Consider the following 24,735-nt stretch of genomic DNA (forward strand, 5'->3'; position numbering starts at 1 on the left):
GAGGCGGAGTGTCATGATCCTGTTCATTCGCTACGTGCCCATATTACTCAGCATGATCGGAAAGTTTCGAAGTCTCTCTTTGGTGCCTACTTGGGTCAGGGTGCATTCAGGCCACGCGTTCAGGCGGTGCCATTGGGCGTATGCGGCCAAGGTGGCTCGAAATTCGTTTCATCCGCATGGAACATGACTGTGTTGGCCTGAAGCTGCACTTTCGCTCGGCGTATGGGCTTGCTTGCCGTACGCTGCGCCGTTTGGATCTGGTGCCGCGGACTGGAATGGACTGACCCCTCGGGCTGTTCGGTGACGTCGGCGTGGACGTCCGTGCGCGCGATTTCATGGCCCATTGACCAGGTCCGGAGCGGGTTGCCGAGAGGGGGGACGGTGAAGCGGTGAGTCCGAGCCTGAGCAACCGCGAACTCCCTTGATCCATAGAACTGTTCGCAGCGGAGGGGGGCGGGTGCTCAGGACCACGAGCCTTTCCTCGGAAGGCCGCGCGAAGTGGCTCCCGGCGCCGCCGCGCGGGAAACCGGCCGAGGTCGGCCCGTCGCCACAGCCGTTTCGGGCATCGAGGAGATGACGGCATCGAGTCCAGTAGGCCGGTCTGTGCCGGATGGTGTTGATCCATCGGGGGAAATGTCGGGGTCTGGCGACCCGCCCGCTCACGCAAGCGGCCCCGGACAAGGAGTCCGGGGCCGACTGGAGCGCCTCCCCGGAGGAACCCCAGGTTGGAGCGGTCATGCATGGTGCCCCCGGCAGGATTCGAACCTGCGACACCCGCTTTAGGAGAGCGGTGCTCTATCCCCTGAGCTACGGAGGCAAGGCCTGAGCCCCTGACAGGGTAGCTGATGCGTTCGCTGTAGTTCGCTTCTGTTGGGGGTGGGGGTGGTTGTCGTTGCTTGTGGCGACGGTGCGGTCGAGGGCGGTGGTCCGGGGGACCACCGCCCTCGGCGGTGTGTGCCGTGCCGGGCCGGCTGTTGCGTGGTGGCCCGGTGGGTGGGGTGTCAGCCGCCGATGTGCCAGCTGACGGTGCCGTCCGTGGTGGTGAGGAGGGCCAGGAGGAGGAGGTCGGCGATGCCGAGGGTGATGCCCAGGAGGGCGCGGCCGCGGCGGGTGGTGCCGCGGGCCAGGGACAGGCCGCCGAGGACCAGGGCGCAGGGGCCGAGCACGATGTTGAGGACCAGGGTGCCGAGCAGGCCGAGGATGAAGGAGGCCACGGCCATGCCGTCCGCCTGGGGGCGGAGGCGCGGGGCGGGCCGGTGCGGGGCCTGGGGCTCGATGGTCTGCGCGGACGGGGTCGTCCGGGCGGCTTCGCTGAGCGTGGTCATCGGGAGGTCACCTCGTCGTGGTGGCGGCGTTCGCGGAGGAAGAAGACGAGCAGCCAGCCGGCGATGACGGCGGCCGCGACCAGGGTGACGGGGACGGGGAGGTGTGCCGCGGTGCCCAGCATGATCCCCATCAGGAGGAGGGCTGCGACGAGGAAGAGCATGATCTTCCTTTCCGATTCCAGAGGACAGTTGTTCACTCAGTTCCTTCAGTCTACGACTGCCCACGGGTGGAGTAGTTCAGAGAACGGTTGTTTACTGGATGACATGAGTCACAGTCTTGGAGTCCGGCAGGCCCAGAAACAGAAGACCCGTCAGGCGTTGCTCGACGCGGCGCTCGGCCTGCTGGAGGAGCAGAGCCTGAGCAGCCTGGGGCTGCGGGAGGTGACGCGGGTGGTGGGGATCGCCCCGACCGCGTTCTACCGGCACTTCCGGGACATGGGGGAGCTGGGCGTGGTCCTGGTCGAGGAGGCGCTGGGGAGCCTGCATGTGATGGTGCGGGCGATCCTCGCCGAGCAGGACGGGGCCGAGGAGCGGATCGACCGTACGGTCGCGGTCGTCGAGCAGCATGTGCGCCGGTATCCGCTGCACATCAGGTTCGTGGCGCGCGAACGGCACGGCGGCGTACGGGCCGTGCGGCAGGCCATCGCGGACGAGCTGGACCGGTTCGCGGAGGAGGTCGCGGCGGCGCTCAAGTCCCAGCCGGTGTCGGAGGGCTGGCGCGATGACGACATACGGATGCTGGCGGAGCTGTACGTGGACCGGCTGGTGACGACGGCCGCGGCGCTGCTCGACGCGGAGGCGGACGGGGCCGAGGGGGCGGCCGGACAGGTGGTGCGGGTCGCGCGCCGGCAGCTGCGGCTGATCAGCATCGGGCGACGCCACTGGCGGGAGGAGGGGCGGGGGGACGACGACGGGGGAGGGTAGGGAGAGCAGGGGCGGGGGTGTCCGCCTGTGGTGTTCGTCTTCGGCGGGCGTGTGCGGGGGTGTCCGCCTGCGGTGTTCGTCTTCGGCGGGTGTGTGCGGGGCGCCCGCGTGCGGTGTTCGTTCTCGGCGGGCGTGTGTCGCTGCGTCCGGCCGCCTGTCCGTCCTGGTCGGCCCCGGGCCGCCCCCCCGCCCGTCGTCGTCAGCCCCGGGCCGGGGTGACCCGTACGCGGTAGGTGCCGTCCGGGTTTTCCGTGAGGACGGTGACGGCGGCGCCGCTGTGGCGGTCGGTGTAGGTGTCGCCGGGGAGGAAGGTGGCGTCGGTGAGTTCCGGGTCGACGTATTTGTTGTCCTGGTAGCAGCCGCCGCTGTGCGGGGTGGCGTCCACGATGCGCAGGGGGCCGCGGCCCGAGGGGACGTCGGTGGCGACGCGGTAGACGAGGATGCCGGGGCGGCAGACCGTGGGGTCGAGCGCGCTGCGGGTGCGGGCCTCGACGACCAGGGCGGTGCGGGGGGAGGTCGGGATGACGACGATCTTGGTGCCGCCGGGGGTGGAGATCGGGGTGAGGGTGTGTTCGCCGGGCGTCCCGCGGTGCGGGGCGCAGTGCACCTGGTCGGGGGAGAGCCAGCCCAGTTTCCACTTGTGCCAGCCGACGAAGTCGTTGCTCGGGCCCCAGTCCTCGTCCATCGGGTCCCAGTGCCCCGCCGCGGGCGGGTCGTCGCGGTCGTCGGTGTAGTAGAGGTCGGGCAGGCCGAAGCTGTGGGCGTTCTCGTGGTTGAGGACGCGGAAGGCGCTCACCCCGGTCTGCCGGCTCCAGATGAAGGACGCGTTCCGGAACGGCACCCGGTCGGCGGTCCTCAGGCCCATGTCGCCGCCGCTGAAGGTGACCGAGAGGACGGTACGGGTCGCGGGCGGGCCCGCGTTGGGCGTGGCGATGACGTTGATGACGTCGTAGTCGCGGAAGTCGACGACCGGGTCGACGGCGCGGACGATCTCCCGGGAGAGGGCGTGGTAGCCGTCGTCGGAGGCCGGGTCGAAGTTGGCGCCCCGTCCGATGCCGTACGCCGCGAGCGGGCGCGACATGTGGATCCACCGGAACAGCGGCACGGGGCGGTAGGTCAGCCTGCCGTACGAGCTGGTGCGGAAGTAGTCCGTCGCGGCCGGGAAGAACTCGGCGAACCGGTCCTGGGGGGACAGCGTGGCCGGGGCGTCCGGGAAGTCGATGAAGAGGGTGAGCGCCCTGACGGTGCCGGACGAGCGGGCGTAGCCGGCGGGGGTCTCGGCGGTTTCGGCGACGTCGTCGGTGATGCCGCGCAGGGCGCAGGGGCCGCTCGGCGCGGCGCCGGGCACGGCGGGTATGGCGACGGCGCTGGGCGGTGAGCCCAGGGCTATGGCCGCGGCCGCGGTGGCCGCGCCCGCGGCCAGAACCGCCGAAACCTTGTGCTTCATATCGATCACCTTGTGGCGGCGGGGGACCGCTCGCGCGCGGGGTTACGTCAACCGGAGGCATGGCGGGGCCGGATGGGTCGGTGCGAGCGGTGCGGGCCGTGGGCCGGACCGGGTGGTGGGTCGGCGCGGGCGCGTACGGGGGCGGGTGCCGTCGCGCGCCGGAGGGGGAGCGGACGGGGTGTGGCTCAGGTCACGTGTGGGCGTGAAATATCCGGGGACTGTCTCCCCGTTTAACCAGGCGTCCGGATGAACCGGGGAGCGTCTCCCCGGTTCGCGCCGGGTCCCGGTCGGCCGCCTGCTCCTTCGCACGTCGGCCAGTCGTCCGCTCGTCGCCCGCCCCTCGGTTCACCCGACCGGGCGCGCGGGGCGAGGTCCGGCCGGGAACCGGGACCTCCGGGAAGTGCCGAGAGCCGAGGGGAGTGAGCTGCCGTGACCGCTGTCGCCGCATGCGTGAAGACCGGGGGAAAGGGGCAGCCGCCCCGCCTGCGGGCCGACGCGCTGCGCAACCGGGAGCGGATCGTCGCGGCCGCGCGCGAGACGATGGTCGAGTGCGGGCCCGAGGTCCCGCTCGATGAAATCGCTCGACGCGCGGGTGTCGGCAATGCGACGCTCTATCGTCACTTCGCGGATCGCCTGGAGTTGATCCACCACGTCACGCTCGCCGTCATGTCCCGTACCGCGGACCGCGCGGAGCGTGCCCTTGCCGAGGAGTCCGATGCTTTCCATGCGCTGAGGCGCTTCGTCCACGCTGCCGTGGAGGAGCGGATCGGGGCCCTGTGCCCGCTGCTCTCCGACGGGGTCGACCGGGATCACCCCGATCTGGTCGCGGCGCGCGACCGCCTGGAGGCGGCCGTCGAGGCCGTGATGGGCGCGGCGCGCGACAGCGGCAGGCTGCGGGCCGATGTCGCGGCCGGTGATCTGATGGTCGCGATCACCCAGCTCACCCGGCCGCTGCCGGGCAGCAGTTGCGCGAACTTCGACCAGTTCGTGCACCGTCATCTGCAGCTGTTCCTGGACGGTCTGCAGGCGCCCGCCCGTTCCGAACTCCCCGGCTCCGCGGCCACCTTGGACGATCTGAGGCGCCGCTCGTAGACCGGGCCGCGGGCCCCGGCGGCCCGACGCCTTCCCGCACGCCCCTGGCCCCTGGCCCGCAGCCCGTTCTCCACGTCCGTACGCCCGTTTCCCCTCTTCGTCCGTCCCGTTCCTCTTCGCTCGTCCCGTCCCGTCCCGTCCCGTCCCGTTCTTCGCTCCTGTTCGCTCACCGCACCACTAGGTGGATACCGCCATGCCCGAAGCAGCCGCATACGTCGATCCCCGGCGCTGGAAAGCGCTGATATTCATCGCCCTCGCCCAGCTGATGGTCGTCCTCGACGCGACCATCGTGAACATCGCGCTGCCCTCCGCGCAGCAGGATCTCGGCATCACCGACGCCAACCGGCAGTGGGTGATCACCGCCTACGCGCTGGCCTTCGGCGGGCTGCTGCTCTTCGGCGGGCGCGTCGCCGACCTGTGGGGCCGCAAGCGGACCTTCATCATCGGCCTGACCGGCTTCGCGGTCGCCTCCGCGCTCGGCGGGGCCGCGGTCAACCAGGGGATGCTGCTGGGCGCGCGTGCGCTGCAGGGTGTCTTCGGCGCGCTGCTGGCGCCGGCCGCGCTGTCGCTGCTGGCCGTGACCTTCACCGAGGCCAAGGAGCGTGCCAAGGCGTTCGGCATCTTCGGCGCGATCGCCGGTGGCGGCGGCGCCGTGGGCCTGATCCTCGGCGGCGTGCTGACCGAGTACATGAACTGGCGCTGGACCTTCTTCGTCAACATCCCGTTCGCCGTGGTGGCCGCGACCGGCGCGTACCTGGTCATCCGCGAGCCCGCGGGCAGCCGCAACACCTCCCGGCTGGACGTCCCCGGCGTCATCCTGGCCACGCTGGGCCTGGTCTCGCTGGTCTACGGGTTCACCCGGGCCGAGTCGGACGGCTGGCTGGCCGGCTGGACGCTGGCCCTGTTCGCCGCGGCCGTCGTGCTGCTGCTGGCGTTCGTGCTGGTCGAGTCCAAGGTGAAGGCCCCGCTGCTGCCGCTGCGGGTGGTCGCGGAGCGCAACCGCGCCGGCATCTACGCGTCCCTGGGCCTGGCCGTGATCGGCATGTTCGGTCTCTTCCTCTTCCTGACCTACTACCTGCAGATCGTGAAGGGCTACACCCCGGTCACGACCGGTCTGGCGTTCCTGCCGATGATCGTCGGCATGATCACCGGCTCGACGCAGATCGGCGCCCGGCTGATGACCAGGGTCCGCCCGCGGCTGCTGATGGCGCCGGGCTTCACGGTCGCCGCGCTCGGCATGCTGGTGCTGACCCAGATCGACCTGGACACGTCCTACCCGGCGCTGATCCTGCCCGGCTTCCTGCTGATGGGGCTCGGCATGGGTACGGCGTTCATGCCGGCCATGTCGCTGGCCACGCACGGGGTGCAGGCGCGGGACGCCGGAGTCGCCTCCGCGATGGTCAACACTTCGCAGCAGGTCGGCGGCGCGATCGGTACGGCCCTGTTGAACACCATCGCGGCCAGCGCCACCACCGCGTACGCCACCTCGCACGCGGCCGGCGCGCGCTCGCTGGATCTGCTCAAGCTCCAGGCGATGGTGCACGGCTACACCACCGCCATCTGGTGGGCGGTCGGCATCCTGGCCCTGGCGGGCGTGATCGCCTTCACCTTCATCAACGCCGGGAACCCGGGCGGCGGCCGGCAGGTGGCCTCCTCGGAGGACGGCGAGGGCGCGGCCCACGAGGACGAGGTGCACGTTCCGGTGATGGCGCACTGATCGTGCGGGGGTGAGGCGGGGCGGGGTGGCCGTACGGCCCGCCGCCTCGGCTCACCCGCCGTTCTCTTACCGCATTCCTACCCGGCTCCTGGGCAGGCCCGCTCGGGAGCGCGCCCGCCTTCCGCCGTCGCCGGCCTCCTCCGGCCCGCCGATCCGTCAGCGGAGCCAGGGGAGGTCGGCGCCTTTCGGCTGCAGTCCTTCGACCATGACCTGGCAGATCTCGGCCAGTTGGGACACCTGCTCCGGGGAGAGCCGGTCGAAGATCGCGGCGCGTACGGCGGCGACGTGCCCGGGGGCGGCCTTCTCCAGGACCCGCATCCCCTCGTCCGTGAGGTGGGCGTTCTGGCCGCGCTTGTCGGAGGGGCAGTTCTCGCGTTGTACCCAGCCGTTCCGCTCCAGCCGCGCGATGGCGTGGGAGAGCCGGGAGCGGGTGATCTTGGCGTTCTGGGCCAGCTCGGTCATCCGCATCCGGCGCCGCGGCGCACGGGAGAGCTGGACGAGCAGGCCGTAGTAGACGTGCGGCATTCCGGCGTCCCGCTGCAGCTGGCGGTCGAGGTGATCCTCCAGGAGCGTGGTGGCGTGGAGGTAGCACTGCCAGGCGAACTGCTCCTCGTCACTGAGCCAGCGCGGCTCTGCTGCGGGTTCGATGCTCATACCATCCACTCTCTCACCACTCGGAGAGTTGTTTAAGTTTGAATAACGTCGAGATGCCCCGGTTCTCGGCGTCTGAACCTTTTCGGCCTTCGTCGTCCGCGGCGGTCGAATCGTCACGCGCACCGACTACTGCCCAGTGTGCCGCCGCGAGGTGGCGTTGTCCGCAAGACCGGTGCGCTCACTCCGATCCGGGGGTTGAAGCTGCCGCTGCGGCAGCTTCTACCGTCCTGAACAGGGCCGGACAGACCGGCCCGGTGAAGCGACTGTGAGGGGGACGGCGATGGACTGGCCGATCGCGGAGGTCGCCCGGATGTCGGGCGTGACGGCCCGGACGCTGCGGCACTACGACGAGATCGGCCTGCTGCCGCCCGCGCGGATCGGGGCCAACGGCCACCGCTACTACGCGCAGCACCAGCTCCTGCTGCTGCAGCAGATCCTCGTGCTGCGCGCGCTGGGCCTGGGGCTGCCGGAGATCGGCAGGGTCCTGGCCGACCAGGTCGACGAGGTGGCGGCCCTGCGCGGGCACCACCGGCGGCTGCTCGCCGAGCGGGACCGGATCGGCGCCCTGGCCCGCACCGTCTCCCGCACCATCGCCGAACTGGAACAGTCCAGGAAGGACGGCACACCCATGACCACCGTCAACCGGCCGGAGAACCTGTTCGAGGGCGTGCGGCCCGCCCAGTACGAGGCCACCCTGCGGGACTTTCCCGAGCACGCCGAGGCGGTCGCCCGCCGGGTCGCCGGGATGACCCCGCAGGACGTCGAGGCCGGGCAGCGCGAGCGTACGGCGCTGATGATCCGGCTGGCCGAGCTGATGGCGGCCGGCCACCCGGCCGACGCCGAGCCCGTCCAGGCCGAGATCGACGCCCAGTACCGGGCCCTGGCCGGCCTGCGGGCCGTCTCCACCGAGGAGTACCGCGCCATGGGCCGCGCCTGTGTGGACAACGAGGCGTGGCGCGCCGCGTACGACACCATCGCGCCGGGCCTGTCCGCCTTCCAGCGGGACGCCATCGAGGCGTACGCCGCCGCCAGGCTCGACTGACCCGGGGCCGGGCCGCCCGGGGGACCACCCGCCCCGGGCGGCCCGCGCCCCCGCCTGCCGTCCGTCGCTCCCGCCACGCGGCCCCGTCTCACGCGGACCCGTCTCGCTCGGCCACGTCTCACTCGTCCTCGTCGATCAGGGCGAGGGCGTTCAGGGCCGCCGACAGGGCGCGGGTGTCGCCGTCGTCGGAGGCGGCGGCCACGTCCAGCGCGGTGTCCGCGAACTTGATCGCATGCTCGTTGCCGTGGGCGACCGCCCGCTCGAAGACCTCGCCGGGCGTGGCCGAGGCGGCGTCCGGGGCCTGGCGCGGGGCGTCGGCGGCGTAGATCGCGGTGATCGCGGACGTCGCCGCCCAGGCCACCGCGTACGAGCTCGCCCACAGGTCCCGGGGGAGCGCGGGCAGGGTGCGCAGCACCGCGTTGGGCGCGGTGGCGGCGTGCACCAGCATGATGCCGTTTCCGTGGCCGTAGCGCCCGTAGTTGAGGGTGGCGGCGCGCACGAGCGCGGTCAGGCCCGCCCGCGCGGCCTCGGGGTCCTCGGGGACGTGCAGGGACTCGGTGGTGCTCAACCACGCGGGAGTGCCGGGGAGTTGCGCGTAGCCGTCCTGCGGCGACACGCGCTGGTCGGTGATGCGGGGGAGGGCGGCCAGCGCCTCGGCCGGGGTGGCGCGGCCCGCGGGGCGTACGGCGACGGGCAGGGGCAGATGGCGGGCGGCCCAGTAGCCGAGAGCGTGGGCGAACTCCGCCAGCCGCGCCGTGTCCTCACCGTCCGTCAGCAGGCTGCGCACGGCGTGGCCCATACGGATCGCCGGGTGGGTGGCGGCGCCGGCGATGCCGGGCAGCAGGCACGGCCACCAGGTGGCGAGGAGCGCGCGCCAGGGCCGCTCGGCGAGCTGGTCGGTGAAGTACGCGGTCCAGTCGGTGACCCGGCTCGGATCGCCCAGCGCCGCACGCCAGTTGGCGGGGGTGATCCGGGCGTGCGCACGCGGTACGTCCTCCAGTCTGGCCGCGTAGGAGTCGAGCCAGCGGTGGACGGTCCGGGCCTGGCCGTTGCGGATCATGGCTTCCACGGCCATCGGTCCGTGATTGCTCAGAAAACCCCGGAACTCGGGGCCGGCGGCGTGCAGGCGCGACAGGGCTTCGTCGAGTGTGCCGGTAGAGGGCTCCATGGGGTGGAGGCTAGGAGCGCGGGCCGGCACGCGTAACGGGCTTCCGGCCTACCTCGCCGACGGTCTTCCGGCTTAGACCGCTGGGCTTACGGCGGATGACCGGGGCCGGGGGAGGGCCGGGGGTGAAGGCCGGTCCGGGGCCGGTCCAAAACTGGTCCGGGGGCGGTCCGAGGCCGGTGACGGTGGTGCCTGCCCGAACCGCCGTCTCGAACCCGTCTCCCTACCCGACAGAAGGTGTCAGGTATTGCCGGGAGAGCGGCCGTCATAACCCGGGGCCGGGCACCGATCTGTCCGGCGGTGACGTACGGGTGTCCGGGCGGGCCGTGGAGGTGACGGACCCCGCGGTGGTCGCGCGCTATGCCGCGGCGGTGGGGCCGCCGGAGCCGTTCCACCTCTTCCGGGCGGAGCTGACGGAGGCGGTGCGTACGTATACCGAGGACGGCTGGGTGGTGCTGGAGAGCTGGGCGCCGCGGCGGCCGCTGCGCACCCTCCGCAGGACGTCGGACGATCCGGCGCTCCGGGTGGAGTGAGGGGCGCCCGCTCTCCTGCGGCGCTGTCTCCGCGGGTGTCTCAGTGGGGCCTCAGTGGGTGGCCACGGGGAGGCTGGGGCTGCGGGAGTGCTGCTTGTGGTGATGGGGGCGGTGGCGGCCGTGCGGCTCGCGGACGCGGTGGGTGCGGAAGACGTAGAGGGAGACGACGAACATCACGGCGCCCATGGTGAGGCCGAAGGCGCACGACTTGAGGATGGCTTCCCCGCCGAGGCTGTACACCCAGCCCAGGGAGCAGCCGAAGAGCGCGCCGTAGGCGAGTGCCCGGGTCTCGGTGATCAGCGACGACTGGAAGTGGGCCACCACCAGCCCGAGCGCCCCGGAGACCACGAACGCGGCAAGCCCGTACAGCATGGCCGGGCCGCCCTTGGTGCCGTCGGTGTGGGTGCGGAAGATGGTGAAGAGGCCGAAGGCGAGGGCCGTGACGAGCGGCAGGACCACGGTCGCCGGGAGGTGCTTGGCCCGCTCCGCCAGGCCGGCCCGGCCGGCCGGCAGCGAGGTCCGCTGCGGGGCGCGGGAACGGCCGTCCGCCGTCGCGCCGTGTTCCCCGTCGACGGTGCCGTGTGAGCCGGCGGCCCTTGCTCCGTGCCGCTGAGCGTGCTGGTCCATGACGGGCTCCTCTCGTTCGCCCCCTGTCCCGCTGCCCCTCCTGTCCAGGCGACACCAGGGGGCCGTCGGCGGCAACCGGAACGGCGGGTGCCGGAGCCCGGCCCCTCAGCGCAGATCCTTCTGGTACCAGGCCACGTCCCAGTAGCGGCCGAACTTGCGGCCCACCTCCGTGAACGTCCCGACGTGCCGGAAGCCGAAGCGGGTGTGCAGGCGGGTGGAGGCCGCGTTCGGCTGGGTGATCCCGGCGTAGGCGCGGTGGACGTCCTCGTCGGCCAGTGCCCGGAACAGGGACGTGTAGAGCAGCGTGCCGATGCCGCGGCCGGCGGCGTGCGGGGCGCAGTAGACGGTGACCTCGACGGAGGGGGCGTAGGCGGCCTTGGGGCGGAACGCGCTGCTGGTCGCGTAGCCGAGCAGGGCGCCTCCGGGGTGCCCGGCCCCGGACGCGGCCACGTCGGATTCCGGCGCCCCGGAGATCGTCGCCCCGGGTGCCGTCGCCCCGGCCCGAGGTCCGCTCGCCGGCCCGTTGTGCGGGTTTTTCGTCCGGTCTGTCGCCTCCTGGGCAACCAGAAGGCGGTGCGGCCCGTCTTGGGGGTGGGAGAGCAGCCACGGGCGGCGCTGATCCGGGGTGAAGGGCTCCAGGTCGAAGGTGATGCATGTCTCACGGATGTAGTGGTTGTAAAGATCCGTAAGGGCCGGAAGGTCGGCTTCCGCGCCCGCCCTGACCTGCACTTCTCCCTGCTCACGCAGCATGTGACCTCCCTAGGTGGGGGCGCAGGGTACTGCATGATCAGAAAAATAGCGGGGCCGCGTGGGAATTCTGTCCGGATTCCAGCCGTTGTTTCCTTCGGACGGTTCGCTCGGTGAGCATCGGGTGCGATGCCCCTTCCGACCCGCCCATCGTCCCGCGACCGACTCATCGCAGAGGGAGCACACGCATGGCAACCCGTGCCGTCGCCCGACGTCAGGAAAGCAGCAGCGGTTCTGACGGGGCCAACAGTGTTCGCGCCGTAGGCGGGGAGATCGCCGACCGCGACCTGGTCGGCATGTACCTCGACGAGATCGCGCGTACGCCACTGCTCGACGCCGCCAAGGAGGTCGAGCTGTCCCAGACCATCGAGGCGGGCGTCTACGCCCAGCAGATCCTGGACGGCGAGGTGACCGACGGCAACGCCGCGGGCGCCGGCCGCGAGGAGCTCGAAGCGCTGGTCGAGGAGAGTGCGAAGGCCAAGGACATCTTCATCCGCTCCAACCTCCGCCTGGTCGTGGCGGTCGCCCGCCGCTACCCACGCGCCGGACTTCCCCTGCTGGACCTGATCCAGGAGGGCAACGCCGGTCTGGTGCGTGCCGTGGAGAAGTTCGACTACGCCAAGGGCTTCAAGTTCTCGACGTACGCGACGTGGTGGATCCGCCAGGCCATCACCCGCTCCATCGCCGACCAGTCGCGCACCATCCGGCTGCCCGTGCACCTCGTCGAGGAGCTGGGCCGCATCCGGCGGGTGCAGCGCGAGTTCAACCGTGAGAACGGCCGTGACCCGGAGCCGGCGGAGGTCGCCGGCGAGCTGGGCTCGACGCCCGCCCGCGTCACCGACGTCCTCGACTGGGCGCGCGACCCGGTCAGCCTCAACATGTCGGTGGACGACGACGGCGACACCCAGTTCGGCGACCTGCTGGAGGACACCTCCGCCGCCTCGCCCGAGCAGTCCGTGCTCTCGCTGCTGCGCAGCGAGGAGCTGGAGGACCTGATCGACCGCCTCGACCACCGCACCGCCTCGATCATCAAGGCGCGCTACGGCATCGAGGACGGCCGTGAGCGCACGCTGACCGAGGTCGGCAAGCAGCACGGCCTGACCCGCGAGCGGATCCGGCAGATAGAGAAGCACGCCCTGCTGGAGCTGAAGCGGATGGCGCGTGACACGGGGTTCGACGCGGCCGCTTGACGGGTGCGCGCCCCGTCGCGCGCGCGAGCCCCCGCCCCTGGTGAGACGTGTGTCCGCAGCGGACGAGCCCCGGTGCCCTTCGTGGCAGCGGGGCTCCGCTGTGTCCGGGGCGGGGTGTAACAGGGGGGCCAGAGCGTGCCCGTTTGAGTCCGACCCAAGTCCGTTTGTCTTTACTCTGCGGGAATCTCGCCGTAGCATCGCGGTGAAACCACAGGTTCGGGCATGAGAACGGACACAGACGCAGATGTATGCACCGGAGCGCCAGCAGGAGATTCTGCGGCTCGCCCGTGAAGGCGGGCGGGTCGATGTGCTGTCCCTGGCGGAGGAGTTCCAGGTCACCGCCGAGACCGTACGACGCGACCTGAAGGCGCTGGACCGGGCCGGCCTGGTGCGCCGGGTGCACGGCGGAGCCATCCCGGCCGGCCGCCTGGACTTCGAGCCCGACCTCGCCGAGCGGGACGCCGTCGCCGCCGACGAGAAGCAGCGCATCGCGCGGGCCGCCCTCGCCGAGCTCCCCGGCGGCGAAGGCGCCGGCTCCGGGAGCGTCATCCTGGACGCGGGCACGACCGCCGTCCGGCTCGCCGCCGAGATCCCGCTGGAAGCCGAGCTGACCGTCGTCACCCACGGCCTGCCGGTCGCCGCGCGGCTCGCCGACCACCCCGGCCTCACCCTCCACCTCGTCGGCGGCCGGATCCGGCGCCGCACCCGGGCCGCGGTCGACGACTGGGCGCTGCGCGCCTACCGCGAGATCAACGCCGATGTGCTGTTCCTCGCGACCAACGGCTTCTCGCCCGACGGCGGCCTGACCACCCCCGACCTCGCGGAGGCCGCCGTCAAGCGGGCGCTGATCGCCGCCGCCCGCCGGGTCGTCCTCCTCGCCGACTCCGCCAAGTTCGGGCAGCAGCACTTCGCCCGCTTCGGCGAGCTGTCGGACGTGGACCTGCTCATCACCGACACCGGCCTGAGCCCCGACGACGCCCTCGCCCTCGAACGCGCGGGCACGGAAGTGGTACGCGCATGATCCTCACCGTCACCCCCAACCCCAGCCTGGACCGGACGTACGAGATCCCGGCGCTGGACCGCGGTGCCGTGCTCCGGGCCACCGCCGACCGGATCGACCCCGGCGGCAAGGGCGTCAACGTCTCGCGGGCGGTGGCCGCCGCCGGCCACCGCACCGTGGCCGTACTGCCCCTGGGCGGTCCGGCCGGCGCCGCGCTGGCCGGGCTGCTGGAGGCCGAGGGCATCGAGGTGGCGGAGGTGGCGGTGGCCGGCCAGACCCGCTCCAACATCTCGGTCGCCGAACCCGACGGCACCCTGACGAAGATCAACGCGACCGGGCCCGAACTGACCGCCGCCGAGTCGGAAGCGCTGCTCGGCGTGGTCGGCGAGCGTTCCGCGGGCGCCGACTGGATCGTCTGCTGCGGCAGCCTGCCGCGCGGTCTGGCGCCCGAGTGGTACGCGGAGCTGGTGGCCCGCGCCCACCGCGCCGGCGCCCGGATCGCCCTGGACACCTCGGGCCGGTCGCTGACCGCGGCGCTGCGCGAACGCCCCGACGTCGTCAAGCCGAACGCCGAGGAGCTGGCGCAGGCCGTCGGCCGTCCGCTCACGACCCTCGGCGACGCGGTCAAGGCCGCCGAGGAGCTGCGCGCGGGGGGAGCCCGCGCCGTCCTGGCCTCCCTCGGGGCGGACGGCCAGCTCCTGGTCGACGACGAGGGCGCCTACTTCGGCAGCGCCCCGGTCGTCGCCGTCCGCAGCAATGTCGGCGCGGGCGACGCCTCGCTCGCGGGCTTCCTCACCGCGGGCGGGACGGGACCGATGGCGCTGGCCGCCGCCCTGGCCCATGGTGCGGCCGCCGTCCAACTGCCCGGCAGCCAGATGCCGGCCCCCGCCGATCTGGACACGTCGGCCGTCACCACCACCGACGCGGTGCCGCTCAACCGCCTCCTCACGGAGCCGGTGTCATGAGAGCCGCGGGGAGACCGGGCGGGGCGGTGGTGACGGTCGGCCCGGTGAGTTCCGCTTCCGGCGGGCGGAGCGCCGTTCGCGCGGCCGGAGTTCCGGGACCGTGCCGCGCGCCCGGCCCGTCCGCGGGCGCCGCGGACTCCTGGGCCCCTGCGGCCTTCAGGTCCCCCGTCGCCGTGGCCTTCTGGCTCTCCGCGGACTCCTGGCTCTCCGCGGACTCCTGGCCCGTCCTGCCCCTTGGCCCCCGCGACCTCTCCCCGGTCCCCCGCGGCCCCTCGATCCCGTCCTCCGGCCGTCGCCGGAAGGACACTTCAGCCACCCCCCCCGTTCCGTCCCCACCGTCCCCGTGGCGGTACCGCGCGCAAGGGAGCCCGCGATGAGTGAGCTGATCACCGCGGAACTGGTCGACCTCGACCTGTCCGCAGAAACGAAGGACGCCGCCGCACGGTCCCTGGCCGAGCGGATGGCCGCCCACGGTCGCGTCACCGACCTGGAGGGCTTCCTCGCGGACGTGGCCGCACGGGAGGCCCAGATGCCGACCGGTCTGGACGGGGGAATCGGCATCCCGCACTGCCGCAGCGCGCATGTCACGGAGCCGACCCTGGCCTTCGGACGCAGCGCCTCCGGTATCGACTTCGGCGCGCCGGACGGCCCGGCCGACCTGATCTTCCTGATCGCGGCCCCGGCGGGCGGCGACGCGGACCACCTGTCGATCCTCTCGACCCTCGCCCGGCACCTGATGGACGACTCCTTCACCGGCGCGCTGCGGTCCGCCACCGAGGCGGAGCCCGCGGCGGCACTGATCCGCGGGGACGCGCCCCCGGAGGAGCCCCCGCCCGGGGAGCCGCCAACGGACACGCGATCGGCACCGGCCCCCGAGCCGGAACCCACCACTGCCTCGAAGTCCGCCCCCGAGCCGCAGGGCGTCTCCGAGCCCGCCCCCGAGCCGCAGCCCACCCCCGCCGCGACCCCTCACACCCCCTCCGCCGAGGCCCCCTCCGCCCCCGCCCCCTCCGCCCCCGCCCCCTTCCGTATCGTCGCCATCACCTCCTGTCCCACCGGCATCGCGCACACCTACATGGCCGCCGAGTCGCTGGAGAAGGCCGGGCAGGCCGCCGGCGTGGAGGTGTTCGTCGAGACCCAGGGCTCGGCGGGGTTCGAGCGGCTCGATCCCCGGCTCGTCGCGGACGCGGACGGCGTGATCTTCGCGCATGACGTCGAGGTCCGGGAGAAGGAGCGGTTCGCCGGGAAGCCGACCGTCGACGTCGGGGTGAAGGCGGGCATCAACCGCCCCGCCGAACTCATCGCCGAGGTGCGGCAGAAGGCCGAGCGCGGCGAGGTGGCCGCCCCCGCGCGCGCCGCCGCGCCCATGGACAAGGACGCCGCCACGGGCGACGGCTTCGCCACCCGCCTGCGCAAGTGGCTGATGACCGGCGTCAGCTACATGGTCCCGTTCGTCGCCGCGGGCGGTCTGCTCATCGCGCTGGCCTTCGCGATCGGCGGCTACACGATCAACAAGGCGCCGTCCGTCGCCGACCACTTCCTGTGGACCGATGCCACGAGCTGGGCGGCGCTGCTCTTCCAGGTCGGCAACGTCGCGTTCGGCTTCCTCGTCCCGGTGCTGGCGGGGTTCATCGCGTACGGCATGGCGGACCGGCCCGGCCTGGTGCCCGGTTTCGTCGGCGGCGCCATCGCGCTGACCATCAACGCGGGCTTCCTCGGCGGTCTGATCGCCGGACTGATCGCGGGCGCGGTGGTGAGGGCGATTCAGCGGGTGGCGGTCCCGCCGGTGCTGCGCGGCATCATGCCGGTCGTGGTCATCCCGCTGATCTCCTCGGCGCTCGTCGGCTTCCTGATGTTCCTCGTGATCGGCAAGCCGGTCGCCGCGCTGCAGAAGGGCCTGACCGACTGGCTGTCCGGCCTCACCGGCGCCAACGCGATCATCCTGGGCGTGATACTCGGCCTGATGATGTGCTTCGACCTGGGCGGCCCGCTCAACAAGGTCGCCTACGCCTTCGCGGTCGGCGGCCTCGCCAACCCCAACGAGGGCAGCCTGAAGGTCATGGCCGCGGTGATGGCGGCCGGGATGGTGCCGCCGTTGGCGATGGCGCTGGCCACGACCGTCCGCGGGCGGCTCTTCACCAAGACCGAACGGGACAACGGCAAGGCGGCCTGGGTCCTCGGCGCCTCCTTCATCACCGAGGGCGCGATCCCCTTCGCCGCCGCCGACCCGCTGCGCGTCATCCCCGCCGCGATGGCCGGCGGGGCGGTCACCGGAGCCCTGTCGATGGCCTTCGGCTGCACCCTGCGCGCCCCGCACGGCGGCATCTTCGTCGTCCCGCTGATCGGCCAGCCGTTCGTCTACCTGCTCGCCATCGCCGCGGGGACGGGCGTCAGCGCGGCCCTGGTGATCCTCCTCAAGGGCCTCGGCACGCGGCGGCGGGCCGGCGCGGCGGACGCGCCTGCCGACGGCGGCGCCGAGGTGAAGGCCGCCGCATGAGGCCCCGGGCCGCCGCCTGATCCGCGGCCGCCTCCCGGCCGTCCAGAGGCCCTCACCGGACACCCGGCGGGGGCCTCGGCGCGTGTGCCGCCCTCCCCGGGGCCGCCCGCCAAAACCCGCGCTGACGGGGCGTAAGGCGTGGTTACCGGTGCGTTAGCCGACCTTTAGCGACCGCGACGAGAGTCATGGGTGTCAGGCCGACGGGTCCGCTCACCGCCCGCTCACCATCCGCTCACCAGTCGGGGGACTCCTCATGTCGCTCTCCACCACCACCCTGCGCCGGGGGCGCCGGGTCGCCGCAGCCTCCCTCGTCGCGGCCGCGGCGCTGTCGCTGACCGCCTGCCAGAGCGGGGACGGCAAGGCGTCGGACGTGCCCTCCGCGTCGAGCGGCCAGGACGCGCCCGGTGGCGCGGCGGCGCACGCCATGTCCGGCGGTCCCACGGCGGGCGGGCAGGCGGGCGGCGACTCCGCGACCGGGACGGGCAAGCGCGCCCCGGGCGGCGCCCCGGCCGACCTCAGCGGCGTCAGCGGCAGTTGGGTCGGCAAGCTGAAGTGGCTCAGCGAGGACAAGCTCTCGGTGGCCCCGGACTACGGTCCGGAGCAGGCGTTCCACATCGCCGGCAGCACCAGGGCGCTCGGCGCGGCGGCGCTCTGCGAGGCCCCCGACGGCCGCGTCCACACGGACGGCCCCGGCTACGGCACCACCGCGTGCACCCTCGACGACCTGCGCAAGGCGGCCAGGATGGGCACCGTCGACGTGCGGGTGACCGTGCAGGGCGGCGTCGCCGCGAAGATCGCCGAGCGCTACCACCCGTAGATCCGCACCGTCCCCCTCCAGCCGAAACGGCGGTGGCCGGCCCCCTCCCGGGGACCGGCCACCGCCGTTCGCGTGCAGGCTCGGTGAGCGCCGTCCGTCAGACCGCGCTGCCCGCCTTCCAGTCGGACCAGGACAGGTTCCAGCCGTTGAGGCCGTTGTCGGGCTGGACGGTCTTGTCGTGCGAGTTCTTCACGATGACGACGTCGCCGACCAGCGACTGGTCGAAGAACCACTTGCCGGGGGTGTCGCCGCCGCCGCCCTTGTTGTCGCGCAGGCCGACGCAGCCGTGGCTCGTGCCGGAGTTGCCGAACACGGACGAGGAGCCCCAGTAGTTGCCGTGGATGAAGGTCCCGGAGGACGACAGGCGCATGGCGTGCGGGACGTCCTTGATGTCGTACTCACCGCCGAAGCCGACCGTGGAGCCGTCCATGCGGGTCTGCTCGAACTTCTCGGAGATGACCATCCGGCCGTTGTAGGTGGGGTGCTCGGGGCTGCCGCCGGAGATCGGGATGGACTTGTAGGTCTTGCCGTCACGCTTGACCGTCATGGTCTGGGTGTTCATGTCGACGGTGGAGACCTGGGAGCGGCCGATGGTGAAGGTGACCGTCTTGGACTGGACGCCGGTGATGCCCTGGCCGCCCTTCACGCCGTCCAGGTCGATCTTCATGGTGATCTTGGAGCCGGCCTTCCAGTAGTCCTCGGGCCGGAAGTCGAGGCGCTGGGCGCCGAACCAGTGGCCGACGACCTCCTGGCCGCTGCTGGAGCTCACCTTGATGTGGGACTGGACGTCCTTCTTGTTGGTGATCGCCTTGTCGAAGTTGAAGGACACCGGCATGCCGACGCCGACGGTCTTGCCGTCGTCGGGGGTGTAGGAGCCGATGAAGCTGTTGGCCGAGGAGACCGTGGTGAAGGTGGTGTTCTCGGTCGCGGAGCGGCCCTTGGAGTCCTTGGCGTTCGCGACGATCTTGTACTTGGTGCCCCGCTCCAGCTGGACGCCGGGCTTCCAGGAGGCGCCGTCGGGCGATATGGCACCGGCGACGTCCTTGCCGGAATCGGCCTCGGTGAGCTTCACATCGGTCAACTTGCCACCGGTGACCTTCACACCGGTGTCGTTGATGCTGGCGTTGGTGGCGCCGTCCTTCGAGGACACCGTGATCTTGGCGTCCGAGGCGTCCTTCTTGGCCGCGGCGTCCGCACCGGCCTGCCCGTTCTTGCCGTCGTCGTTGCCACCGGCCGAGGCGTCCCCGCCACAGGCGGACAGGGCCAGCGCACCCGCCGCGAACAGGGCGGTAACGGCCAGGGTGCGGCGCATCCGGCGGCGCGGGCGCGGTGCCCCGGCCGCCTGCTGCTCGGCTGACGGGAGCAGCTGGTGCGGGGTGCGGGACCGAGCGGGCGCGGGGTTGTCCGGCGATGTCACGAGCTGCTCCATACAAGGGTGTTGTGATTCCGTGCTGATAAACAGCACCTACGGGCGAATTCGGTTGCGGGTGGGGCCCGGTTGTGACGAAGGTCACATTCACGTAGGGAGAGGTTGGTCGGCCGGTCCCGACAGCCAGGTTCGCAGTGGCGTGCCGTGTTCGTCCAGGCGGGGTGGAGCCGAGGGTTGGGCCACCGGCGTGGCCGAAAGGCGGAGCGGGCTGGCGACTTGGGGGATACGGCCCGCGCCGACGGGGGTCACCGGGTCGAGCCCGAGGCGCTCCGCCAACTCCAGGGCCTGCGAGAGGCTGTTGACGGGACCGCAGGGCACCGAGACCGCGGTCAGCCGCTCGGCCCAGCCCTGCGGGGTGTCGGCGGCCAGTCGGATTTCCAGCGCTTTGATGAGATCTGTACGGTTTTGCACCCGGTCCTGATTGCGGGCGAACCGGACGTCGTCGGCGAGCTGCGGTGCGCCCAGCTCCTGTGCCAGTGCCCGGAACTGACGGTCGTTCCCCACCGCCACCGCGAGTGGCTGCCCGTCCCGGCAGGCCAGCGTCTCGTACGGGGCGATGCTCGGATGGCGGTTGCCCATCGGCCCCGGGTCGCGCCCGGTGGCCAGATGCCCGGTGGCCTGGTTCACCAGCGAGCCCAGCAGAGAAGAGAGCAGATTCACTTCCACCAACTGCCCCCGGCCGGTGCGGGCGCGGTGGTGCAGGGCGGCCAGGATGCCGGTGGCGGCGTCCTTCGCGGTCAGCACGTCCACCAGCGCGACCCCCGCCTTCAGGGGCGGACCGCCGGGCTCGCCGGTGATGCTCATCAGCCCGCCGACGGCCTGCACCACGAAGTCGTAGCCGGGCAGTTCCGCGCCCGCGCCGGAGCCGAAGCCGGTGATGGTGCAGTGCACCAGGCCCGGGTTGGCGGCCCGGGTGGCGGTGTGGTCCAGGCCGTAGCGGGCGAGCGAGCCGGGGCGGAAGTTCTCGATCAGCACGTCGGCCCGGCGCGCCAGCTCGCGGGCCGCGGCGGCGTCGTCCGGATCGGCGAGGTCGAGGGCCAGGCCGCGCTTGGAGCGGTTCGCGGCGTCGAAGTACGCGGCCGTCCCGTCCCTGAACGGCGGGCCCCAGGCGCGGGTGTCGTCACCGGTGCCGGGCCGCTCCACCTTGATCACGTCGGCGCCGAGGTCGGCGAGGGTCGCGGCGGCCAGCGGGCCGGCCAGCACCCGGCTGAAGTCCGCGACGAGGATCCCGTCCAGGGCGCGGGCGGGCGGCTCGCCGGGCGGGGCGGCGGTGGTGGCGTCCGTGGTGGCGGTTGCCGTGTCGGCGTCGGTGGACGGCCGGGGCTGCGGCCGGTGCGGCTGCGGCACGTGCGTGCTCCTCACGTCGCGGACGAAGTGCCGTCATCGTCCGCGACGATCTTCGCCGGGGGAAGGCTCCGGGGTGTCCAACGGGGCGGCGGGCACCCTGCCGTGGCGGCCTCCTGGGCGGCCCGTTGTGCCGCACCGTGAGGGGAATGTAGCGAAATGTCATAGGAGATGCGTCACTTCGGGACTTAAGTCCCAAGATCCCCTGTCGGAAGGCCCGAGATGTGGTGTCTACTGGCTCTGCCCCAGCGCCCTTACCCGTCCGGGAGGACCGCATGCTCCCCTCCGCTTCGATTCTGCAGCAGATCGGCCTCGGCGCGCTGCTCGCGGTGGCCCTCGTCTGGACCCTCGGGCTGGCCAGACTCCTGCGGCGGGGGCGGTACGAGACGGCCATGTGGCGCGACCAGCGGGAGATGCGGGCGCGGTACGCGCCGCGCGGGCGGCTCGCCCCGCCCGGCCCGGCGGGGCTGCCCGCACAGCCGGGCCTGCTCGGCTCCGTGCCGCGGCAGACCGGTCCGGCCGGTCCGCCGTCGGAGTGCGTGGAGCTGAGCGCCGCCGAGCGCGCGGCCTTCGAGGGTCTCGTACGGCAGTTGTCCGGCCGGAGCTGACCGGACGGCGGCCGCGGGCTGCGCGCACCGGGCCCGGCCTCAGTGCACCGGGCCCAGCCTCAGCAGGGCGAGCGCGGCCAGCATCTGCACCGACACCGCCGCCGCCGACTTCCCCGTCGACAGGTGGTGCTGGCCCCGTATGAGCAGGACGGCCAGGACGTAGCCGAAGCCCCAGGTCGTCCAGGTCGCGGCCTGCACGAACGTGGCGTCGGTCGGCAGCCAGGCCGCGATCGCCATCCGCGGCAGGTCCGTCACCCAGAAGAGGACGATGAACAGGCTCGCCGTGGGCGCGAACCGGCCTATCCCGCCGAGCGTCCGGGCGATCGCGTGGGCGACCGAGCCCAGCGCGAGGCTGGCGGCCAGCACGCCCGCCTCGCCCAGCCCGAGCAGCTTGAGCGCCGCGGCGTGGTCGACGGCCCACTGGGTGTGGAACGCGTCCACCGACAGCACCCCGATGCCGCCGCTGATCAGGGACAGCAGCACCGCCGCGCTCCAGGTGCTGCGGTCCCGCGCCTCGTCGAACACCTCCACCGGGCGGTACCAGAGCCCGAATATCAGCTGGTGCCACCACAGACGGCGGCGTGGCGCCGGCTTCCGGGGAGCCGGCTGGACGAGCGTGGGCGGTGGCGGCTGGGGAGGCGGGGAGGGGGGTGGTGCGGACATGAGCCGTTTCTACCACCGGCCAATTCGGGCCGGGGGCGGGGGCGTCGGGCGGGGGCACGCGCGGGGCGGATGAGACGCTCTGCCGATGACCGATCAGACACCGGAGCACGACGAGGCGCACGGCGGCGGGCTCGGCAGCCGCCTCAACTGGCTGCGGGCCGCGGTCCTCGGCGCCAACGACGGCATCGTCTCCACCGCCGGACTCGTCGTCGGGGTGGCCGGAGCCACCGATTCGCGCGGCGCCCTGCTGACGGCGGGGCTGGCCGGACTGCTGGCCGGGTCCCTGTCGATGGCGGCCGGCGAATACGTCTCGGTCTCCACCCAGCGGGACTCGGAGAAGGCCGCGCTCGCCCAGGAGAAGCGGGAGCTGGTACGCGAACCGCAGGCCGAACTCATCGAGCTCACCGAGATGCTGGCGGACAAGGGGCTGGACGAGCAGCTGGCCCGGGAGGTCGCCGAGCAGCTCACCGAGCACGATGCGCTGCGCGCGCACGCGGAGGTGGAGCTGGGCATCGACCCCGACCAGCTCACCAACCCCTGGCATGCGGCGGGCGCGAGCTTCCTCGCGTTCACCGTGGGGGCGTTGCTGCCGCTGCTGGCGATCGTGCTGCCGCCGGCCGCCCACCGCCTGTGGATCACGGTCGTCGCGGTGCTGGCGGCGCTGGCGCTGTGCGGCTGGAGCAGCGCCCGGCTGGGCGCCGCGCCGGTGGGCCGGGCGGTGCTGCGCAACGTCGGCGGCGGCGCCGTGGCGATGGGCGTGACGTACGCCGCGGGGTCGGTGCTGGGGGCGGTGGGGGTGTGACCGCCCCGGCCGGCCGCGGTCAGCCCGTCCCGTAGAGGTCCCGGTACGAGGGGAAGACCCCGCCGGGGCCGTCCACCGTCTCCGCCGCGAGGGCGGCCCGCACCACGGCGCGGGTCAGGACGTCCGCGCCGGCGGCGAGGATCTCGTTGAGGGCCCCGGCCTCGATATGGACGCCGAAGGCCGCCTCGGCGCCGGCCGCTTCGGGGGCGAGCGGGCGCGCGCCGGTGGACAGCGCGAAGACGGTGTCGCCGTCGGACAGCAGATGGACCGGGCGGACGGCGCGGGCCAGCCCGTCGTGGGCGGTGCCGGCCAGTTTGTGGGCCTGGGCGCGGGTGAGGGCGGTGTCCGTGGCGACCACGGCGAGGGTGGTGTTCAGCGGCGGGCGGACGGACGCGGCCGAGCGGGCCCCGGTTATCTCCCGGGCCTCGGCCAGCCGGCGGACGGCGGCGGCGTGCACCCCGGGGGCGGGCAGGGCCGCCGGGTCCTCGTACAGGCGGCCGTAGAGGGCGCCGGTGCGCGGGTCGGTGACGGAGCCCGCGGCGTTGACGGCGGCCAGCGCGGCGACGGTGGCGCCCGAGGGCAGGACCGCGCTCGCGGTGCCGATGCCGCCCTTGAGGCCGCCGATCACCGCGCCCGTGCCGGCGCCCGTGTTGCCCTCGGCGACCGGGGCGCCGGGCCCGGTGTCCGCCGCGGCCGCGGCCGCCGCCCGGCCCAGCGCGGCGTCCGGGCGGGCCCGCCAGTCGCCGCCGCGCCCCAGGTCGAAGAGGGCGGCGGCCGGCACGACGGGCACGACCTGGGCGGGGTCGGGCCCGACGCGGAACCCGCGTCCGTGGTCCTCCAGCCAGGCGGCGACACCGGAAGCGGCGTCCAGGCCGAAGGCGCTGCCGCCGGTCAGCACGACCGCCTCGACGCGCTGGACGAGGTTGCGCGGATCGAGCGCGTCGGTCTCGCGGGTGCCGGGCCCGCCGCCGCGGACGTCGACGGCCGCGACCGCGCCGCCCTCGGGGGCGAGGACGACGGTGGTCCCGGTCAGGTACCCGCCGCCGGTCCGCTCGGCGTGGCCGACCCGCAGGCCGGGGACGTCGGTCAGCGCGTCCCGCGGCCCCGCGGGGTGCGGCGGGTGCTCAGTAATCGGCCGGTCCCATCACGACGACCGGGTGCAGGTCGGGGTCGAGGGTGCGCAGCAGTTCCCGCATCACCTTGGGCTTGAGGCTCACACAGCCCTGGGTGGGGCCGTCGTGGTCCACGTGCAGCCAGACGCCGCCGCCCTTGGCATCGCCCCAGGGACGCCGCTGGTCCAGGGGGGAGGCGCCGGCCTCCCGGTTGTAGTTGATGGCGATGACGTAGTCGAAGGCACCGGCCAGCGGCTCGCCCTCCACACCGGTGCCGTCGGCGACGAAGCTGGTGTTGTGGTCGTAGGGGAGCTTGGTGCCCTCGGGCGCGGACAGCAGGCCGCCGGCGTCGGTGAGGGAGAAGACGCCGATGGGGGAGCGCAGGTCGCCGTAGTGGTGGTCGTCCGTCCAGCCGTGGGCTGCGTTGTGCGCGGACCAGGTGGGGCCCGGCTCCCAGTCGTCGGAGCCCTCCTCGCGGGTGTAGAGGACGACCCGGGAGTCGAAGGAGTCCATGCCCTTGCCCGTGACGACCAGGGCCTGGCGGGCGTCGGCCGGTATGCGCTTCCTGGCGGCGTCGCTGAGGCCCGGGATGGGCCGGCCGGCGGGCGCGTTCGGTGCGGCGTTCGGGGCCGATTTCGCGGCGGACACGGGGACGCGTGGCGTGTCCGGGCCGGAAGCCGTCGTGGACGTGGTGCTCTTGGCGTCGGTCGCGCTGTTGTGGTCGTCGCCCGACGCCGGCCACGCCCACAGGGCGGTGCCGACCAGCGTGGAGAGGGCGAGGCCGCCCACGGCCTTGCTGCGCCGGGACAGTCTCGTCCGCGCGCGGGACTGAGCGTGGCGGGCCATGGCTGGCGTCTCCTCAGGTACGGACGGTGGTCGGACCCCGGGATTCCTGCGGCTCTTTCCCGGGCGCCCCTGTCATAAAAAGGGCAATCTGCACCCTACCGCTTCAGAGTCGGCGCGCCTCCGCTGGCCCCGGTGAACAGTGGGGAACAAGGGCACCAAGTGGCGGGAAGTAGGGTCCATTGGTGGGTA

The 24,735-nt window shown here is 72.9% G+C and carries 23 protein-coding genes, 1 tRNA gene and 1 pseudogene; 12 read left to right on the forward strand and 13 right to left on the reverse strand.

Annotated elements, in window-relative coordinates; translation table 11 throughout:
• Positions 1-741: 741 nt before the first annotated feature.
• The 3 genes from K7396_RS21250 to K7396_RS21260 all read right to left on the reverse strand — a co-directional run bounded on the left by K7396_RS21250 (position 742) and on the right by K7396_RS21260 (position 1,522).
• Positions 742-817 (reverse strand) — tRNA-Arg (locus K7396_RS21250).
• A 184-nt stretch (positions 818-1,001) separates the two neighbouring features.
• Positions 1,002-1,325 carry a hypothetical protein gene (locus tag K7396_RS21255; RefSeq protein WP_152105120.1) on the reverse strand — a complete coding sequence of 108 codons (324 nt, stop codon included), beginning with the start codon at positions 1,323-1,325 and terminating at the stop codon, positions 1,002-1,004.
• On the reverse strand, positions 1,322-1,522 hold the full coding sequence (locus tag K7396_RS21260; protein ID WP_152105119.1) for a hypothetical protein: 201 nt from the start codon (positions 1,520-1,522) through the stop codon (positions 1,322-1,324). The genes K7396_RS21255 and K7396_RS21260 overlap by 4 nt, the downstream gene beginning before the upstream one ends.
• A gap of 67 nt (positions 1,523-1,589) precedes the next feature.
• On the opposite strand from K7396_RS21260, the gene K7396_RS21265 reads away from it, so the two are divergent.
• Positions 1,590-2,249, forward strand: coding sequence for a TetR family transcriptional regulator (locus K7396_RS21265; protein WP_152105118.1), 660 nt, complete (start codon positions 1,590-1,592; stop codon positions 2,247-2,249).
• 199 nt (positions 2,250-2,448) lie between these two features.
• Here the strand turns inward: K7396_RS21265 and K7396_RS21270 are convergent, their stop codons facing one another.
• The gene (locus tag K7396_RS21270) at positions 2,449-3,696 is read right to left on the reverse strand and encodes a M6 family metalloprotease domain-containing protein (RefSeq protein WP_086716271.1); all 1,248 of its coding nucleotides are present in this window, start codon (positions 3,694-3,696) and stop codon (positions 2,449-2,451) included.
• Positions 3,697-4,125: 429 nt separating this feature from the next.
• Here K7396_RS21270 and K7396_RS21275 point away from each other — a divergent pair, with 429 nt between their 5' ends.
• On the forward strand, positions 4,126-4,788 hold the full coding sequence (locus K7396_RS21275) for a TetR/AcrR family transcriptional regulator (protein WP_086716269.1): 663 nt from the start codon (positions 4,126-4,128) through the stop codon (positions 4,786-4,788).
• A 193-nt stretch (positions 4,789-4,981) separates the two neighbouring features.
• Positions 4,982-6,505 carry an MFS transporter gene (locus K7396_RS21280; RefSeq protein ID WP_086716267.1) on the forward strand — a complete coding sequence of 508 codons (1,524 nt, stop codon included), beginning with the start codon at positions 4,982-4,984 and terminating at the stop codon, positions 6,503-6,505.
• A gap of 156 nt (positions 6,506-6,661) precedes the next feature.
• Here the strand turns inward: K7396_RS21280 and K7396_RS21285 are convergent, their stop codons facing one another.
• Positions 6,662-7,159, reverse strand: coding sequence for a MarR family winged helix-turn-helix transcriptional regulator (locus K7396_RS21285; RefSeq protein WP_086716265.1), 498 nt, complete (start codon positions 7,157-7,159; stop codon positions 6,662-6,664).
• Between the two features lie 280 nt (positions 7,160-7,439).
• On the opposite strand from K7396_RS21285, the gene K7396_RS21290 reads away from it, so the two are divergent.
• On the forward strand, positions 7,440-8,201 hold the full coding sequence (locus K7396_RS21290) for a MerR family transcriptional regulator (protein ID WP_086716263.1): 762 nt from the start codon (positions 7,440-7,442) through the stop codon (positions 8,199-8,201).
• Between the two features lie 118 nt (positions 8,202-8,319).
• Here the strand turns inward: K7396_RS21290 and K7396_RS21295 are convergent, their stop codons facing one another.
• A complete protein-coding gene (locus K7396_RS21295) occupies positions 8,320-9,369 on the reverse strand; it encodes a questin oxidase family protein (protein WP_086716261.1) in 1,050 nt (349 codons plus the stop codon).
• 266 nt (positions 9,370-9,635) lie between these two features.
• Here K7396_RS21295 and K7396_RS21300 point away from each other — a divergent pair.
• Positions 9,636-9,899, forward strand: a pseudogene (locus K7396_RS21300) (pyridoxamine 5'-phosphate oxidase family protein); the annotation flags it as partial.
• Positions 9,900-9,950: 51 nt separating this feature from the next.
• On the opposite strand, the gene K7396_RS21305 reads toward K7396_RS21300, so the two are convergent.
• Entirely contained in the window at positions 9,951-10,526 is a 576-nt protein-coding gene (locus K7396_RS21305) for a hypothetical protein (RefSeq protein WP_086716259.1), read from the reverse strand.
• 105 nt (positions 10,527-10,631) lie between these two features.
• The gene (locus tag K7396_RS21310; protein WP_086716257.1) at positions 10,632-11,276 is read right to left on the reverse strand and encodes a GNAT family N-acetyltransferase; all 645 of its coding nucleotides are present in this window, start codon (positions 11,274-11,276) and stop codon (positions 10,632-10,634) included.
• Positions 11,277-11,461: 185 nt separating this feature from the next.
• Between K7396_RS21310 and K7396_RS21315 the strand changes: the two genes are divergently transcribed.
• From K7396_RS21315 to K7396_RS21335, 5 genes are all read left to right on the forward strand, one after another.
• Positions 11,462-12,463 (forward strand): sigma-70 family RNA polymerase sigma factor, encoded by a 1,002-nt coding sequence (locus K7396_RS21315; protein ID WP_086716255.1) that lies wholly within the window; start codon positions 11,462-11,464, stop codon positions 12,461-12,463.
• 244 nt (positions 12,464-12,707) lie between these two features.
• Positions 12,708-13,484, forward strand: coding sequence for a DeoR/GlpR family DNA-binding transcription regulator (locus tag K7396_RS21320; protein WP_086716253.1), 777 nt, complete (start codon positions 12,708-12,710; stop codon positions 13,482-13,484).
• Positions 13,481-14,428 carry a 1-phosphofructokinase gene (gene pfkB, locus K7396_RS21325; protein WP_086716251.1) on the forward strand — a complete coding sequence of 316 codons (948 nt, stop codon included), beginning with the start codon at positions 13,481-13,483 and terminating at the stop codon, positions 14,426-14,428. The genes K7396_RS21320 and pfkB overlap by 4 nt, the downstream gene beginning before the upstream one ends.
• Positions 14,429-14,801: 373 nt before the next feature.
• On the forward strand, positions 14,802-16,925 hold the full coding sequence (locus K7396_RS21330; RefSeq protein ID WP_152105117.1) for a fructose-specific PTS transporter subunit EIIC: 2,124 nt from the start codon (positions 14,802-14,804) through the stop codon (positions 16,923-16,925).
• Positions 16,926-17,178: 253 nt separating this feature from the next.
• Positions 17,179-17,742: a hypothetical protein gene (locus tag K7396_RS21335; RefSeq protein ID WP_143589280.1), complete on the forward strand. Its 564-nt coding sequence runs from the start codon at positions 17,179-17,181 to the stop codon at positions 17,740-17,742.
• A 97-nt stretch (positions 17,743-17,839) separates the two neighbouring features.
• On the opposite strand, the gene K7396_RS21340 is transcribed toward K7396_RS21335, so the two are convergent.
• Complete coding sequence (locus K7396_RS21340) at positions 17,840-19,171, reverse strand: L,D-transpeptidase (RefSeq protein WP_223660148.1); 1,332 nt, start codon at positions 19,169-19,171, stop codon at positions 17,840-17,842.
• A gap of 87 nt (positions 19,172-19,258) precedes the next feature.
• Positions 19,259-20,398, reverse strand: a complete 1,140-nt coding sequence (locus K7396_RS21345) for a CaiB/BaiF CoA transferase family protein (protein WP_223660407.1) — start codon at positions 20,396-20,398, stop codon at positions 19,259-19,261.
• A 392-nt stretch (positions 20,399-20,790) separates the two neighbouring features.
• Here K7396_RS21345 and K7396_RS21350 point away from each other — a divergent pair, with 392 nt between their 5' ends.
• Positions 20,791-21,123 carry a hypothetical protein gene (locus K7396_RS21350; RefSeq protein WP_086721803.1) on the forward strand — a complete coding sequence of 111 codons (333 nt, stop codon included), beginning with the start codon at positions 20,791-20,793 and terminating at the stop codon, positions 21,121-21,123.
• Between the two features lie 39 nt (positions 21,124-21,162).
• On the opposite strand, the gene K7396_RS21355 is transcribed toward K7396_RS21350, so the two are convergent.
• On the reverse strand, positions 21,163-21,786 hold the full coding sequence (locus K7396_RS21355; RefSeq protein ID WP_223660149.1) for a YIP1 family protein: 624 nt from the start codon (positions 21,784-21,786) through the stop codon (positions 21,163-21,165).
• A gap of 85 nt (positions 21,787-21,871) precedes the next feature.
• On the opposite strand from K7396_RS21355, the gene K7396_RS21360 reads away from it, so the two are divergent.
• Complete coding sequence (locus K7396_RS21360; RefSeq protein ID WP_152104908.1) at positions 21,872-22,588, forward strand: VIT1/CCC1 transporter family protein; 717 nt, start codon at positions 21,872-21,874, stop codon at positions 22,586-22,588.
• Positions 22,589-22,607: 19 nt separating this feature from the next.
• Here K7396_RS21360 and K7396_RS21365 read toward each other — a convergent pair whose 3' ends face one another.
• Both K7396_RS21365 and K7396_RS21370 read right to left on the reverse strand, forming a co-directional pair.
• Entirely contained in the window at positions 22,608-23,720 is a 1,113-nt protein-coding gene (locus K7396_RS21365; protein WP_086718802.1) for a P1 family peptidase, read from the reverse strand.
• Complete coding sequence (locus K7396_RS21370) at positions 23,713-24,546, reverse strand: L,D-transpeptidase family protein (RefSeq protein WP_086718804.1); 834 nt, start codon at positions 24,544-24,546, stop codon at positions 23,713-23,715. Before K7396_RS21370 ends, K7396_RS21365 begins: the two co-directional genes overlap by 8 nt.
• Between the last annotated feature and the right edge of the window lie 189 nt (positions 24,547-24,735).

The organism is Streptomyces angustmyceticus (genome assembly GCF_019933235.1).
Lineage (GTDB): Bacteria > Actinomycetota > Actinomycetes > Streptomycetales > Streptomycetaceae > Streptomyces > Streptomyces angustmyceticus.

Excerpts from the sequence above, each read along its gene's own strand:
- K7396_RS21360 (WP_152104908.1), top strand. The coding sequence starts at position 21,872 with ATGACCGATCAGACACCGGAGCACGACGAGGCGCACGGCGGCGGGCTC.
- K7396_RS21355 (WP_223660149.1), bottom strand. The coding sequence starts at position 21,786 with ATGTCCGCACCACCCCCCTCCCCGCCTCCCCAGCCGCCACCGCCCACG.
- K7396_RS21340 (WP_223660148.1), bottom strand. The coding sequence starts at position 19,171 with ATGGAGCAGCTCGTGACATCGCCGGACAACCCCGCGCCCGCTCGGTCC.
- K7396_RS21255 (WP_152105120.1), bottom strand. The coding sequence starts at position 1,325 with ATGACCACGCTCAGCGAAGCCGCCCGGACGACCCCGTCCGCGCAGACC.
- pfkB (WP_086716251.1), top strand. The coding sequence starts at position 13,481 with ATGATCCTCACCGTCACCCCCAACCCCAGCCTGGACCGGACGTACGAG.
- K7396_RS21305 (WP_086716259.1), bottom strand. The coding sequence starts at position 10,526 with ATGGACCAGCACGCTCAGCGGCACGGAGCAAGGGCCGCCGGCTCACAC.
- K7396_RS21280 (WP_086716267.1), top strand. The coding sequence starts at position 4,982 with ATGCCCGAAGCAGCCGCATACGTCGATCCCCGGCGCTGGAAAGCGCTG.
- K7396_RS21270 (WP_086716271.1), bottom strand. The coding sequence starts at position 3,696 with ATGAAGCACAAGGTTTCGGCGGTTCTGGCCGCGGGCGCGGCCACCGCG.
- K7396_RS21335 (WP_143589280.1), top strand. The coding sequence starts at position 17,179 with ATGTCGCTCTCCACCACCACCCTGCGCCGGGGGCGCCGGGTCGCCGCA.
- K7396_RS21315 (WP_086716255.1), top strand. The coding sequence starts at position 11,462 with ATGGCAACCCGTGCCGTCGCCCGACGTCAGGAAAGCAGCAGCGGTTCT.
- K7396_RS21290 (WP_086716263.1), top strand. The coding sequence starts at position 7,440 with ATGGACTGGCCGATCGCGGAGGTCGCCCGGATGTCGGGCGTGACGGCC.
- K7396_RS21310 (WP_086716257.1), bottom strand. The coding sequence starts at position 11,276 with ATGCTGCGTGAGCAGGGAGAAGTGCAGGTCAGGGCGGGCGCGGAAGCC.
- K7396_RS21265 (WP_152105118.1), top strand. The coding sequence starts at position 1,590 with ATGAGTCACAGTCTTGGAGTCCGGCAGGCCCAGAAACAGAAGACCCGT.
- K7396_RS21295 (WP_086716261.1), bottom strand. The coding sequence starts at position 9,369 with ATGGAGCCCTCTACCGGCACACTCGACGAAGCCCTGTCGCGCCTGCAC.
- K7396_RS21350 (WP_086721803.1), top strand. The coding sequence starts at position 20,791 with ATGCTCCCCTCCGCTTCGATTCTGCAGCAGATCGGCCTCGGCGCGCTG.
- K7396_RS21320 (WP_086716253.1), top strand. The coding sequence starts at position 12,708 with ATGTATGCACCGGAGCGCCAGCAGGAGATTCTGCGGCTCGCCCGTGAA.
- K7396_RS21370 (WP_086718804.1), bottom strand. The coding sequence starts at position 24,546 with ATGGCCCGCCACGCTCAGTCCCGCGCGCGGACGAGACTGTCCCGGCGC.
- K7396_RS21285 (WP_086716265.1), bottom strand. The coding sequence starts at position 7,159 with ATGAGCATCGAACCCGCAGCAGAGCCGCGCTGGCTCAGTGACGAGGAG.
- K7396_RS21330 (WP_152105117.1), top strand. The coding sequence starts at position 14,802 with ATGAGTGAGCTGATCACCGCGGAACTGGTCGACCTCGACCTGTCCGCA.